Genomic DNA, 14,362 nt, shown 5'->3' on the forward strand with positions numbered 1-14,362 from the left:
AAGTTTTTGGAATAAAATAGAGTTAAAGGAGTGGATACCTCATGAGTGGATTCCAAAACCCTCTGACAGAAGAAAAAGTATTCAAGGACCCTGTACATAATTACATTTACGTTCAGGAAGTGGCCATATGGAGGCTTATTAACACACCTGAATTCCAAAGGCTTCGCCGTGTAAGACAGCTAGGAACCTCCTACCTGACCTTCCACGGTGCCGAGCATAGCCGATTCTCACACTCTTTAGGGGTATATGAGATTACACGGCGGATTATCTCCCAATTTGAACGCGGTGATTATCCGGACTGGCCCAAGGAAGAGAAGCTGGTAGCTCTGTGTGCCGCATTGCTCCATGATGTGGGACATGGTCCATTCTCGCATTCTATAGAAGAAGCTTTTCAGATGCATCATGAGGATTGGACATGTCGGATTGTACTCGGCGATACAGAGATCAATAAAGTTCTGAAGGATATAGCTCCTGATTTCCCCGAGAAGGTAGCAGCCGTCATTGCCAAGGATTACGATAAGCCCATCGTCGTGAACCTTGTCACGAGTCCGCTGGATGCGGATCGGATGGATTATCTGCTGCGAGACGCCCATATGACAGGTGTCAATTATGGAACGATTGATCTGGATCGTATCCTGAGGCTTCTTCGTCCTCATCAGGGCAGGATTGTTGTCAAAGAGTCAGGAATGCATGCGGTTGAGGATTATCTCATGTCCAGATACCAGATGTACTGGCAGATCTATTTTCATCCAGTGACCCGTAGCTCTGAAATACTATTGCGTCAAATCTTCAGAAGACTTAAGGAGCTACGCTATCAGGATTACGGCTTCAAGTTCATGCTGGAGCCGATTCCGCAGCTCATTGATGGTCATGTGACCGTGCAGCAATATTTAATGCTCGATGAGGCGTTGATCCAGACGACCTTTAACCAATGGAGATTCGAGGATGACCCGATTCTTAGTGATCTGTGCAGCCGGTTTCTGGATCGCAGACTGTATAAATATATACAGCTGGAATGTCTGGATATGGATAAGGTCGATCATATTCGTGAAGCATTACGCGATGTGGGGCTGAACCCCGATTATGACTTGGAAATTGATTTTCCGACCGATCTTCCTTATGATGTGTTCAGAAAGAATGGCTCGACCGAGAATCAAATTCTGCTGCTGGGCAGTAAAGACACCGTAAGAGAAATATCGGAGGTGTCTGATATTGTGCGCTCCATCAGCGGCATTCATCGCGGCAAGTACCATCTGTATTACCCGCATATGAAGCTGGAAGCCGTCAAAGATCAGTTACCGCATGATATTCAAAAGCTATTTGTTAAATGATCACCCATTTGTCTATAAATTGTAAACGGCCATGCCTAAAACTGATTATTGCAAATTATTGAAAAAAAGAAAAAATACGATGAGTCTTGTCTGAATATTTGAGCGCTTTGCTGTAAGTCTGTGCTGTAATATGGAAAGGAGTCAGTCATGCAATTATTCGACACACATACACATTTAGATGCGTCCCAATTCAAAGAGGATCAAGAGCAAGTCATTGCACGGGCTGTCGAGGCTGGTGTCACCCGAATGGTTAATGTCGGTTTTAATCGTGAGACGATCCCAACGACTATGGAGCTTGTCGAAAAGTACGATTTCATTTACGCCGCTATTGGATGGCATCCTGTCGATGCTATTGATATGAAGGAAGGCGATCTGGAATGGATTGCGGAGCTGTGCAAACATGACAAAGTAGTGGCTATCGGAGAGATTGGGCTGGATTATTACTGGGATACATCTCCGAAGGACATCCAGCACCAGGTACTTCGTCGGCAGATTGGACTGGCTCGTGAGCTCAGCATGCCGATTGTCATTCATAATCGGGATGCACATGAGGATATTGTCAAAATTCTTCGCGAAGAGAAGGCAGGAGATGTCGGCGGAATCATGCACTCCTTCTCTGGTAGCTGGGAGACCGCGAAATTGTGCCTCGACATGGGCTTTCATCTCTCCTTCGGGGGACCGATTACATTCAAGAATGCACGTCAACCAAAGGAAGTGTTAGAAAAGGTACCACTGGATCGCTTACTGATCGAGACGGATGCTCCATACCTGACTCCACATCCGTTCCGAGGAAAGCGAAACGAAAGTGCCTATGTAAAATATGTGGCTGAAGCAGCAGCTGACATTAAGGGGATTTCACTGGAGGAAATGGCCGAAATTACTACTAAAAACGGACTGGAACGATTTGGCATTGTGAGCAAGGAAGAGAAAACAAGCTGAAAAAAAGAGATAGACGAAGACAATCATGAATTTGTTGCAGTAAAATCGAGAATATTACAATATTTTAACCGATTATTTAGAAAAACACACTTGAAAGCCGCTTTACAACATGGTTACAAACAGGATATCATTTCAACAGTGAATTGTTGTTCACGATTTAGGTCCTAAGTCGTGATCGAAGCAACTCACTTCGTGAACCAGTCTCGCTGAGTCTCCAACCTGGAGAACGGGGGAACCGAATCGCACGCTGTCTGTCAGCTGTGCATCGATTTCTTTTTTGGGTCTTCGGGGTGAATGTGAAGGTGTCCGCCCTGAGCGGATAACTGGAACTAGGGCGATCTCTACGTCCGAACCCGACAGCTAACCCCGTAAGCGTAACAAGAGAGAAGCAACCTCGTGCATGAATTTCCGCATCAGTCATCAGTGGAAGCCACGAAAGAGCTCTCTTGCTCTTTTTTTGGCTTTTTTTGCTTGTGGCCTATGTTCGGGAGTGATGTCCAATCTACAGTCTTGAAGTTGATGTAGATGGCGCATGCTGCGAAGACGGGAACATGATGCAGGACATCGGGAAGTTCCGAGGTGGTCCTGTAGAAAATCTGGTATAGTCGCGTCTATTTCAAGTTTGCATCATTCCAGACGGCGAGGCTATGTAAGGAGGGACGGAGAAGTGGGCATTTTCCAAAAAGGGGAGACCCATGAGTCACGCTCATCCAGCATGTCTTACGCGTTGCGATGGAAGTATGGAAAAATCAATCGGACTACGCTGGTTGCACTTTTTCTAGTCGCATTAATTACCATGATCTCTATTCTGGTGTACATTCAAGACAAGAAGCAGGTGTCTCTCGTTATTGATGGTGAGGCTGTCACCTTGGAGACACGCGAAGCGCTGCTGCATGAATTGCTGCAGAAAGAAAATATTACTCTCGAACCGCATGACATGATCTCCATGCCACTGAATGGGGCAATTCAGGATGGGGACGAAGTGGTGATCAAGCGTGCTGCACCTGTGCAAATCACGGCTGATCATCAGAGCAAGACACTATACACCACTGAGAAGACAGTTGGGGACGCAGTGAAGTCTCTGGGGTATAAAGTGTCCTCCAAGGACATTGTCACTCCGGCACTCGATACCCAAGTTTCGTCTAACATGGATATAAAAATCGTTCGGGTAACGACGCAATCGCTTGAGCAGGAAGCCGAGATTCCGTTTCAGGTCATTAAGACAGCCGACCCAAGCTTGTTCAAGGGGGATAATCGCGTCCTTCGTAGCGGCAAGGCTGGAGTTATGATTCAGAATATTGAGAAGGAGTACCATGACGGTGTACTCATCTCCAAACGGATGGTCAGCAAAGAGGTAGCCACGAACCGGGTCGACAGAGTGGTTGCAGTCGGCACGAAGAAGCCAGTGGTGCTCGCAGCCTCCACGGGACCAGCTAATGCCAAGACGGTAAGTGCTAGCGTAGCAAGCACGGGCAATAATGTCGTAAGTAAAGCTGGAATTGATTTTAAATATAAAAAGGTACTCAACAATGTATCCATGACAGCATACTCCTCTCAGGAGCCTGGCATTGGTACACGTACGGCTTCCGGTACACGCGTAACCGAGGGCCGCACGATTGCAGTAGACCCGAATGTAGTACCGATCGGCTGGTGGGTCTATATTGAGGGATTAGGCTTCCGTCGTGCAGAGGATACAGGCGGAGCCATTAAAGGCAACAAAATTGACGTGTACTACGATAATCTGAATCATGCGCTTAACTTCGGGCGTAAGTCAGGGATTACCGTATATGTCATCGGACCCGTGAAGCCAGAGCTGAACTAGTGTCTTCTGGACATAGCTTGTATTACAGGTGTCCATTAGGATAGTATAAGATCAAGATTATGTATACTTAAGAAGAGGGTGAATACTCTCTTCTTATTTTTTGTTTGTTCATATGTACGTTGGAGCCCATACGAATGCATGTCGTGTCGTGGCCCCTATTCAGGAAGGAAGGCACGAGATGATTAAGGAAGTTATCGTGGTGGAGGGACGGGACGATACAGTAGCCATCAAACGCGCTGTAGAGGCGGATACGATCGAGACCGGAGGCTCTGCCATCAATGCGATGACCATACGAAAAATAGCCCTTGCCCAGCAACGCAGAGGCGTTATTGTGCTGACGGACCCGGATCATGCGGGAGAACGTATCCGCAAGATTATTACCTCCAAGGTGCCTGGCTGTAAGCAGGCGTTCATCCCCGAGTCCGAGGCGACGCACAAGGGAGATATCGGAGTGGAGAATGCCTCTCCCGAAGCCATTCGTCACGCGCTGGAGCGTGTGCGCACGACGGTGGACGAGGCGGAGCCGACGATCGCTTGGAGTGATCTGATTGAGGCAGGCTTGATCACCCATCCCCGGGCCTCAGCCAGACGGATGGCGCTGGGTAACGAATTAGGGATCGGATATTGTAACGGAAAGCAGCTCCATAAGCGGCTAACGGTATTTCAGATTAGCCGGGAGGAGTTCCTGGACGCATTAAATAAAATTGAAGGTGAAGGACTGTGATGGCATGAAAGGATTCGAAGATATCGCAACACCCCGGCGTACAAAGGAGATCATTCAGCGCCATGGCTTTTCCTTCAAGAAAAGTCTAGGGCAGAACTTTCTGATTGACCAGAATATTCTGAGAAATATTGTCGCGGCCGCCGAACTGGATGATACTAAGGGAGCCTTGGAGATTGGTCCAGGCATTGGGGCGCTCACCGAGAAGCTGGCACAGACCGCCAAGCGTGTCACGGCTGTTGAGATTGACCAGCGACTGCTACCGATTCTGTCTGAGGTATTGGAGCCTTATAGCCACGTGAAGGTTCGTCATGGAGATGTGCTACAGCTTGATCTGAAGACGGTGTTTGCTGAGGATTTTGCCGAGGTAGAACGGGTTAGTGTTGTCGCTAATTTGCCTTATTACGTAACAACGCCAATCCTGATGAAGCTGCTGGAGGAGAAGCTCCCACTGGAGAACATTGTAGTCATGATTCAGAAGGAAGTGGCACAGCGGATGGCCGCTTCACCAGGGACGAAGGACTATGGTAGCCTGAGCATAGCTGTACAATATTACAGCATCCCGGAAATGGTATGTATTGTGCCCCATACGGTATTCATCCCGCAGCCTAATGTAGAGTCTGCCGTCATTCGTCTACGTGTGCGTGAGAAGCCGCCAGTTGAGGTTATGGATGAGCAGCATTTCTTCGAGGTTATTCATGCTTGCTTCGCCCAGCGTCGCAAGACGATTGCGAACAACCTGAAGAGCAAGTTCTTCACGAAGGAGAACAGGGACGAGCTTGAGCCGCTACTTGGGAAGGCGGATATTGACCCTACAAGACGTGGTGAGACGCTCAGCGTAGCAGAATTTGCCCGTCTGAGCGATGTCTTGCTGGAAGCAGGCATTCGCTAATAATAATCCTCCGGATGGTAACCAATCGGGCAACTGCCCCATACCATGAAGGAGGGGTGATACAGTGTGATGACATTAGGAGACTTGGTCGTTCGGAGATCGTATGGCGGAGATGTGACATTTCGCGTAGAGGGTATCCGGCAAGATAAGGCCATTATCAAGGGGACAGAATTTCGATTGCTTGCCGATTCCCCCGTGAACGACCTGGTCAAGGTCCCGGCTGCATCTATGAGCGACAAAACGAGAAAGGCATACATCAAGGCGAATCAATCACTGTCCCATCTGCAGCAGGATCGACAGCACCAGATGGAGAGAAGTCGTTCGATATTGTCGGAGCAAAGTCAAGATTCGCATATATCCTACTTCGAGCTGCCGGGGAAGGTGCTGCATCTAGATGGCGATGCGAACTATCTGAATAAAAGCCTGAATCTGTATAAGCAGCTGCGTGTGCCCGCAGAGGGATATCATGTGCATGAGTCGGCCATGGCCGATACCCTGTATCGTCTGCTTCCACGCTCAAGGCCCAGCATCGTAGTCATAACCGGACACGACGGCGTGCTGAAGCAAAGAGTTCCTTATGATCTTAGCAGTCTGTCCAGCTATAAAAATTCGCAGAATTTCGTAGCTGCCATCCAGGTAGCGCGGCAGTATGAGAAGAATCTGGATGGGCTTACGATCGTAGCAGGGGCATGTCAGTCTCATTTTGAGGCGCTTATTCGCTCTGGAGCTAATTTTGCCAGTTCCCCCGGTCGGGTGCTCATTCATGCGCTAGACCCGGTCTATATTGCAGCTAAGGCGTCATTTACCTCGATTCGGGAGACGGTCAGCATGTCGGATATTTTCCATCATACGATTAGTGGTAGCCAGGGTGTCGGTGGAATCGAGACAAGAGGTAGTTATCGTGTCGGTCTGCCAAGGCTTGAGGATCTATCTACCTTGAAGGTTACGCCGTCAGCCATCTGAGCATTTTGCCATACATGCAAATGGAGTTCAACTAGAGAATCAGGACAGCACAGAACGAATGATTAAGCCTGTTATTTGCTCTGTACTCAAACGAAAGTCTAATCGAATAATAGGCAAAATGGTGACGATAAAAGCTCCATATGGGGGCTTTTATTTTTTGTGCAAAAAAAACAATTGACAATATATTTTTGTAGTTGTTATAATTATTGTTTTGATTTGACATCGGTTATCTTCTTTGTTATAATGGACAAGGAAAGAGGTGGTCGTTAGCAATGGCAAAAAACTCGCTATTGGATATCAAACGCAGTCTCGATGCACATGTTGGGCAAAAGATTTTGCTACGGGCTAACGGCGGACGCCGTAAGACCGTTGAACGAACTGGTGTCTTGGAAGAAACGTACCCTTCTGTATTTATTGTAAAGCTGGATCAGGAGCAGCAGACCTTCAAGCGTGTGTCCTACAGCTATGCCGATATCCTGACGGAATCGGTGGAAGTAAGCATTTATGATCCTGAAGGCGAGATCGCCATTGAATATTCTCAAGCATAACCTTTGTTGGTTGTGTATCGTATAGAGAGAACTGCATCCCTAAGGGGTGCAGTTTTTTCTTTCCTCGATTATGGATGAGCATGTATTTTGTATTTGTCACAGCTGCTCCTCTTAGGTATCCTACGCTGCACTTCATAATCAGCTTTGGTCTGTATAGCTCCGTTCATGAGCAGGCATACTAACGTCGGTAAGATCCCGTACTCTTGATTTTCATATTACTGAGGGAGGTGCCTTCATGAGCCGGAGAAGACGCAGCGTGATGTCTGAGGAGCTAAAGTATGAGTTAGCGAAGGATCTGGGCTTCTATGAGACAGTACAGCAAGAAGGTTGGGGTGGCATTAAGGCGAAGGATGCTGGCAATATGGTCAAGCGTGCGATTCAACTGGCAGAGCAGGCTGCTGCCCGTAAGCCTTAAAGTGTTGCTGGGAAGGCTCCGGTGAAGTGACCGGAGTCTTCTTCCGTTGTAATGCATGCATAAGTGAGGCTTAGATTGAGAACTTGAAGTGTGATAGAAGAAAAGGTATTTATTATAATGTAAGCGATTACTTAATGCCATGCTGCCTCTTCTATGCTTGACAGCTATGTTCTGATATAATATGTTAAGTTGTCTTGATGGAAAGGTGAGGACGGGTGAACGCCTTGAAAATATACGAAAAAGCTCCAGCTAAAATTAACTTGATGCTTGATGTACTGCGTAAAAGGGATGACGGATATCATGAAGTTGAGATGATCATGACAATGGTTGATCTGGCAGACCGATTGGAAATGCATGAGCTTCCACGAGATACGATCATGATCTCCAGCCAAGCTGGCTATATTCCGCTGGATGAGAAGAACCTGGCATTCCAAGCAGCAAGGTTAATCAAGGAACGTTATGATGTGAAAACTGGGGTATACATACATTTGGATAAAAAGATTCCGGTGGCAGCAGGCCTGGCAGGTGGCAGCAGTGATGCTGCAGCTACGTTGCGGGGTCTGAATCGGTTATGGAAGCTCGGCATACCGGATCAGGAGCTGAGAGAGCTGGGAGCACAGCTGGGCTCTGATGTACCGTTCTGCATTACGGGAGGCACGGCCCTTGCGACAGGTCGCGGGGAGCTATTGACGCCTCTGCCGAACCCTCCTCAGTGCTGGATTGTCCTCGCCAAGCCACCAATTAATGTGTCTACTGCGGAGGTATATGGACGCGTGCGTGCGGACCGGATACAGCATCATCCTTCTGCAGCACGGATGGAAGCTGCCCTGCGCACAGGCTCATTTCATGACATATGTAACGAGCTTGGCAATGTACTGGAGGATGTAACGCTGAACCTGCACCCGGAGGTAAGGCACCTGAAGGAAGCTATGGTTCGCCTGGGAGCAGATGGGGTGCTGATGTCGGGCAGCGGACCAACCGTATTTGGTCTCGTATCGAAGGAAGCGAAGATTCCGAGGATCTATAATGGGCTACGCGGCTTCTGTAAAGAGGTTCATGCGGTCAGATTGTTGACCTGATTAGAGTGAAGTGTGTATTGATCAGCAGAGGCTTGTACAAGATTTTGCAGATTAACTTGTGTATACACGTACAAAAATGTTATATTTTAATATAAATATTCGGATTTTAATGAAAACCAGCAACATTTATGCCTGTGAAGGGGTTCGTCATACGGGATATGTGACCCTGACCCAGCAAGGATGATAAGATAGCGAGGAATCTCACGTGAAAAAATTAAAAAGAAGCGCACGCTTAGTTGAGATGACCCAGTTCCTGCTTGCTAGACCGCACACACTTGTGCCCCTCACTTATTTCGCGGATCGTTATGGAGCTGCGAAGTCATCGATTAGCGAGGACTTGGCGATTATCAAGGAAGTATTTGAGGATGATGGCACGGGAGAGCTGCTGACATTGGCTGGAGCTGCGGGTGGAGTGAAGCTGATTCCAAGGCTGTCCACGGAGCATGCCCTGACCTTTGCAGAGGAGCTGTGTAAGCAATTGGAGCAGCCTGACCGGATTCTGCCTGGGGGCTATCTGTATATGTCCGACTTGTTGGGTCAGCCCGCGATGATGAATGAAGCTGGCAAGATCTTTGCCACAGCCTTCGCAGAGAAGAGTATTGATGTAGTCATGACTGTCGAGACGAAGGGGATTCCACTGGCATATGCTACAGGTGCGCAGCTGAATCTACCGGTAGTCCTTGTAAGAAGGGATCATCAGGTGACAGAAGGTTCAGCGGTAAGTATCAACTATGTATCCGGCTCTCAGAAGAGTCTACATACGATGTCTCTATCCCGTCGAGCCCTCCGCGAGAAATCGCGTGTACTGATCGTGGATGATTTCATGAAGGCAGGCGGCACGATCCAGGGTATGGTTGACCTGCTGCAAGAATTCAATGCTACGGTAGCAGGTGTTGGCGTGCTGGTCGAGTCTGGTGAGGTGCATAGTGAGGAACGGCTGTTGCACGATTATGTATCATTGGCCCGTCTGACGGCGGTGGATGCACGTAGCAAGCAAATTAACGTGCAGCTTGGTAATTACTTCAGCTGACATTAAATTGTCATATTCCATAAAAATGCCCTTGTAACAGGCAAAAATTGAGGGTATTGAAAAATTTTCCTGATTTCAGGATACAAATTGTACAAAAAAAGAAGGAATTTGCTCCGGCGTGTGGAATTATACACCAAGTCCTTATTGGAAAAAGGTGGTGAATACAACACATGCAAATTACGGATGTAAGACTTCGCCGCGTGAACTCGGAAGGGAGAATGAAGGCGATTGCTTCCATTACGATCGATGGAGAGTTTGTCGTGCATGACATTCGTGTCATTGATGGTAACAATGGAATGTTCGTGGCTATGCCAAGCAAGCGCACCCCGGACGGGGAGTTCCGCGATATTGCCCACCCAATCTCCTCTGGTACCCGTGAGAAAATCCAGGCTGCAGTCCTGGCAGAGTACGAGCGGGCAGCTGTGGAGGAAGAAGAAGTAATCGAAGAAGGCGCCTAAGATACAACTTGGACGCGATTGGGGTTTTGAAGAAAAGAGAGCCACGAACTGTGGCTCTCTTTTCTTTTTGGCTAATATAAAATATAATCTTTATGGTATTGACTATAGGCAACAGCATGAAGGGCTAATCTTGAGGCAGCATATCTTGAGCAAATTCGATGAAGCAACCATCAAGAATTGGATTCCTGTAATGTGAAATATAGCTGAATGCAGCAAAAGGTTGAGCTAAAGGATTGGAGGATAAGCACTTGAAAAGGATGGCTGTGATTCTTGCCGCAGGGCAAGGAAAGCGTATGAAGTCCAAGCTCTACAAAGTGCTGCATCCCGTATGCGGCAAGCCAATGGTCGGCCACGTTCATGATACAATTCGTGAAGCTGGCGTGACACGCACAGTCGTGATTGTAGGTCACGGTGCAGAAGCCGTACAGGGATATTTGGGAGACAAGGCGGAGTATGCTCTGCAGCAGGAGCAACTGGGTACTGGTCATGCAGTCAAGCAAGCTAAGGCCCTCTTGGGTGAAGAAAAGGGCACTACCATCATTATCTGCGGAGATACGCCACTCGTTACACCGGAGACGGTAGAGGGGCTTATTGCTCATCACGAGAGCAAGGGTGCTGCAGCTACTGTACTGACAGCTGAATTGCCAGATCCACATGGTTATGGGCGTGTCGTACGCGATAAGGCAGGTTCTGTCATCAAGATCGTAGAGCAGAAGGATTGCTCGGCAGAAGAAAATGCTATTAGCGAAATCAACACGGGTACGTACTGCTTTGATAATGCCAAGTTGTTCAAGGCGCTCGAACAGGTCACGAATCAAAATGCGCAGCAAGAGTACTACCTGACGGATGTAATCGGCATTTTGCGCGGTGAAGGTGAAGCCGTCGAGGGGTATTTGGCTCATGATCCGGCCGAGTCCATCGGTGTGAATGACCGGGTAGCCCTCTCAGAAGCTGAGCGTTACATGAAGGAGCGCATCGTTCGTCGCCATATGCTAGGCGGAGTAACAGTCATTGATCCGGCTTCCACGTATATTGGTAGTGAGGTGGAGATTGGAGCAGATACCGTACTTCATCCAGGGACGATTCTCACAGGCACCACTCGTATCGGTGAGTTCTGCGTCGTTGGACCGAATGCGAATCTGACAAATACGATTGTGCATGATCATGTGGAAATTCGCTATTCCGTTCTGGATGATGCAGAGGTGGGACAGCGTACATCTGTCGGTCCATTTGCATATTTGCGTCCTGGCTCTCGTTTGGGCGAGCACGTCAAGGTTGGCGATTTCGTAGAGGTCAAAAATGCAACAATTGATGACAACTCTAAAGTGTCGCATCTTAGCTATATAGGGGATGCGAAAGTGGGTAAGAATGTAAATATAGGGTGCGGTGCAATAACGGTGAATTACGATGGATATAATAAATCCATTACAGAGATTGAAGACGATGCATTCATTGGCAGCAACGTGAATCTGATCGCTCCAGTCCACATCGGTAAGGGCGCATATGTCGTGGCAGGCTCCACAATCACCTCGGACGTTCCTGACAACGACCTAGCGATTGCTCGCAGCCGTCAAGAGAACAAGTCTGGCTACGCGGACAGAATTCGCAATCAGGCGAAAGCCAAAAAGGAACGCGGCAATTCATCTAAATAGACAGTTATACACTAGTTGATTCAGTGATAGTAGGCATCATTTCCCGGTTGTTATTTGAAAATCAGCAGATGAATACAGTGTGTATCAGATTCCAATGAATGAACCAGCACGGAGGGTTTATATTAATGACTTATTGTGATTCCAAATTAAAGATTTTCACCTGTAACTCTAATCCTAAGCTAGCCCATCAGATCGCAGATTATATCGGGATTCCAATGGGCGAGTCCCACACCACCTCATTTAGTGATGGGGAGATTCAAGTCAAATTGTCCGAGAGTGTACGTGGATGTCACGTCTACATCGTGCAATCCACCTGTAATCCAGTCAACGATAACCTGATGGAATTGCTGGTTATGGTAGATGCGCTTAAGCGTGCCTCTGCCAAGAGCATCAACGTTGTTATTCCTTACTATGGTTATGCCCGACAAGACCGTAAGGCACGTTCACGTGATCCGATTACGGCCAAGCTGGTGGCCAACCTGATTGAGAAAGCCGGTGCACACCGTGTCATAACAATGGATTTGCATGCCATGCAGATTCAAGGCTTCTTCGATATTCCGGTTGACCATATGCTGGGGGTACCTATTCTGGCTCAATATTTCCGCTCTAAGCAGATTGAGAATCCCATTGTCGTATCTCCTGACCACGGTGGCGTAGTCCGGGCGCGCAAGCTGGCTGATTTCCTGAATGCCCCGCTCGCGATCATCGACAAACGTCGTCCAGAGCCCAATGTAAGTGAAGTGATGAATATCATCGGTAACATTGAGGGCAAGACAGCCATCCTGATCGATGACATTATTGATACGGCTGGTACAATTGTTCTTGGTGCGAATGCACTCAAGGAAGGCGGCGTGAAGGAAGTCTACGCGTGCTGTACCCATCCCGTGCTATCGGGTCCAGCTATGGAACGTCTTGAGAATGCTCCACTCAAAGAAGTGGTGGTAACCGATACGATTCCTATCATTCATCCGAATCCGACGAGTAAGTTAAAGGTCCTCTCCGTGGCGCCGTTAATGGGTGAAGCCATTATCCGTGTTCATGAAGAACTGTCCATTAGTAAGCTGTTTGAAATCGAATAAGAAGACCGGGGTATGACGTAGGGGTTACTTTTCCATTCAGGAAAAAGTAACCCCTATCGGCGTGTCTCATAGGATTGCAGGGAATACATGGATAGTGCGGCTGGCATGGTAAATATATGATGCTGGATTATCCGCTTGATCAAAAGCCAGGACGTGAGATAAAGGTGAATCGTTTGCGGTGATAGAGAGTACCACCAATCTCTACGAAATATTCATTGAACCGGGCTATGAGCCCAAGTTCAATGTGCTTACCTGTGTCATCATATACCTGGACAGGAACGGCGTTCTTCAGATGATACAGAAAATGGCTGTCATATGATAGTGTATCTGACGGGTCTCGAATGTGCTGTCACCTTCCTATTCAGAGCTGGAATATGCAATATATTCAATATACAGATTACAGACTATTGTATCAAAAAAATAAGAACTGCAAAGAGAGGCGAAGCCGCAATGAAATGGATTGTTGGATTAGGGAACCCAGGTCCACAATACGAGAAAACTAGACACAATGTCGGCTTCATGGCATTGGACAGGCTGGCTGCACGCCACGGCATTGCTGTTAATCAGAGTAAATGCAAGGCCTTGGTGGGTGAAGGAATGATTGGCGGGGTGAAGACGGTCATCATCAAGCCGATGACCTACATGAATCTGTCTGGAGAGTCCATTAGAGCCTATATGGATTATTATAAGGCTTCGCTTGAGGATTTAATCGTCGTATACGATGATCTGGACACCGAAATCGGCAAGATTCGTCTTCGCTACCAAGGCAGTGCAGGCGGACATAACGGAATCAAGTCGATTATTCAGCACACAGGTACTCAGCAGTTCAATCGCATTCGGATGGGAATCTCGCGCCCAGAGCCTGGCTATGCCATTGTGGATTATGTGCTCTCCACCTTCCCCAAGAAGGAGAAGGAGCAGCTCGATTCCATGATTGAAGAGACCTGTGATGCACTGGAATTCAGTCTGAATGAGACGTTTGAAAGAACGATGGCCAAATTCAACAAGTAAATGCTCAACAAATAGGACGATTAACAGAGAGTAAGAATGAGAAGGATCATCACAACGATCGGGTAGGGCTAAATTGGCATTTTCCGGGCATACTGAGAGTATGGACATGGCTACATCATTCATGAATGTGGCATGTTCAGTATAAAAGACTTTCAGGAGGCATATAGATGTATGGCAGTTAATTATGTATGCAGACATTGCCGGACGTTCATTGGACGAATTGATGCTCCCGATATATCAGAGGAACGGCTCGGCTTCCATTTCTTGACCCCGTCCGAGCGGCGAGATATAATAGCCTATAATTCAAGCGGCGAGATTACGGTTCGTATCACTTGCGATTACTGTAGGGAGAATCTCGAAGATCATCCGGAGCTGAGTCTCCTGGCCAACCCGCTACAATAAGAACCAGATGGCACAATGAT

The 14,362-nt window shown here is 47.8% G+C and carries 15 protein-coding genes and 1 riboswitch; all 15 genes read left to right on the forward strand.

The features are described from left to right. The first annotated feature begins 41 nt into the window (after positions 1–41). The 15 genes from MKX74_RS00145 (at position 42) to MKX74_RS00215 (ending at position 14,342) form a co-directional block, all read left to right on the forward strand. Complete coding sequence (locus MKX74_RS00145) at positions 42–1,331, forward strand: HD domain-containing protein (RefSeq protein ID WP_341177157.1); 1,290 nt, start codon at positions 42–44, stop codon at positions 1,329–1,331. 147 nt (positions 1,332–1,478) lie between these two features. Beyond that, positions 1,479–2,270, forward strand: coding sequence for a TatD family hydrolase (locus MKX74_RS00150; RefSeq protein ID WP_341177158.1), 792 nt, complete (start codon positions 1,479–1,481; stop codon positions 2,268–2,270). Positions 2,271–2,464: 194 nt separating this feature from the next. Further along, a riboswitch (cyclic di-AMP (ydaO/yuaA leader) is annotated at positions 2,465–2,661 on the forward strand. A gap of 276 nt (positions 2,662–2,937) precedes the next feature. Continuing rightward, complete coding sequence (locus MKX74_RS00155; protein ID WP_018888057.1) at positions 2,938–4,092, forward strand: 3D domain-containing protein; 1,155 nt, start codon at positions 2,938–2,940, stop codon at positions 4,090–4,092. A 178-nt stretch (positions 4,093–4,270) separates the two neighbouring features. Then, positions 4,271–4,816 carry a ribonuclease M5 gene (gene rnmV / locus MKX74_RS00160; RefSeq protein ID WP_018888056.1) on the forward strand — a complete coding sequence of 182 codons (546 nt, stop codon included), beginning with the start codon at positions 4,271–4,273 and terminating at the stop codon, positions 4,814–4,816. A 4-nt stretch (positions 4,817–4,820) separates the two neighbouring features. After that, on the forward strand, positions 4,821–5,705 hold the full coding sequence (gene rsmA / locus MKX74_RS00165; RefSeq protein WP_341177159.1) for a 16S rRNA (adenine(1518)-N(6)/adenine(1519)-N(6))-dimethyltransferase RsmA: 885 nt from the start codon (positions 4,821–4,823) through the stop codon (positions 5,703–5,705). Between the two features lie 69 nt (positions 5,706–5,774). After that, a complete protein-coding gene (gene yabG / locus MKX74_RS00170) occupies positions 5,775–6,668 on the forward strand; it encodes a sporulation peptidase YabG (protein WP_026281393.1) in 894 nt (297 codons plus the stop codon). Positions 6,669–6,940: 272 nt separating this feature from the next. Then, positions 6,941–7,216: a biofilm formation stimulator Veg gene (gene veg / locus MKX74_RS00175; protein ID WP_018888053.1), complete on the forward strand. Its 276-nt coding sequence runs from the start codon at positions 6,941–6,943 to the stop codon at positions 7,214–7,216. Between the two features lie 235 nt (positions 7,217–7,451). Continuing rightward, on the forward strand, positions 7,452–7,631 hold the full coding sequence (locus MKX74_RS00180; RefSeq protein WP_018888052.1) for a small, acid-soluble spore protein, alpha/beta type: 180 nt from the start codon (positions 7,452–7,454) through the stop codon (positions 7,629–7,631). A gap of 224 nt (positions 7,632–7,855) precedes the next feature. Next, positions 7,856–8,710: a 4-(cytidine 5'-diphospho)-2-C-methyl-D-erythritol kinase gene (gene ispE / locus MKX74_RS00185; protein WP_025680810.1), complete on the forward strand. Its 855-nt coding sequence runs from the start codon at positions 7,856–7,858 to the stop codon at positions 8,708–8,710. Positions 8,711–8,915: 205 nt separating this feature from the next. After that, positions 8,916–9,740, forward strand: a complete 825-nt coding sequence (gene purR, locus MKX74_RS00190; RefSeq protein WP_025680809.1) for a pur operon repressor — start codon at positions 8,916–8,918, stop codon at positions 9,738–9,740. A 170-nt stretch (positions 9,741–9,910) separates the two neighbouring features. Further along, on the forward strand, positions 9,911–10,198 hold the full coding sequence (gene spoVG / locus MKX74_RS00195; protein ID WP_018888049.1) for a septation regulator SpoVG: 288 nt from the start codon (positions 9,911–9,913) through the stop codon (positions 10,196–10,198). A 248-nt stretch (positions 10,199–10,446) separates the two neighbouring features. Continuing rightward, the gene (glmU, locus tag MKX74_RS00200) at positions 10,447–11,850 is read left to right on the forward strand and encodes a bifunctional UDP-N-acetylglucosamine diphosphorylase/glucosamine-1-phosphate N-acetyltransferase GlmU (protein ID WP_018888048.1); all 1,404 of its coding nucleotides are present in this window, start codon (positions 10,447–10,449) and stop codon (positions 11,848–11,850) included. 125 nt (positions 11,851–11,975) lie between these two features. Then, on the forward strand, positions 11,976–12,929 hold the full coding sequence (locus MKX74_RS00205; RefSeq protein ID WP_018888047.1) for a ribose-phosphate diphosphokinase: 954 nt from the start codon (positions 11,976–11,978) through the stop codon (positions 12,927–12,929). A gap of 450 nt (positions 12,930–13,379) precedes the next feature. Then, entirely contained in the window at positions 13,380–13,940 is a 561-nt protein-coding gene (gene pth / locus MKX74_RS00210; protein ID WP_018888045.1) for an aminoacyl-tRNA hydrolase, read from the forward strand. Between the two features lie 171 nt (positions 13,941–14,111). Next, on the forward strand, positions 14,112–14,342 hold the full coding sequence (locus MKX74_RS00215) for an anti-sigma-F factor Fin family protein (RefSeq protein WP_018888044.1): 231 nt from the start codon (positions 14,112–14,114) through the stop codon (positions 14,340–14,342). Positions 14,343–14,362: the final 20 nt, after the last annotated feature.

The organism is Paenibacillus sp. FSL K6-1230 (genome assembly GCF_038002385.1).
GTDB lineage: Bacteria > Bacillota > Bacilli > Paenibacillales > Paenibacillaceae > Paenibacillus > Paenibacillus massiliensis.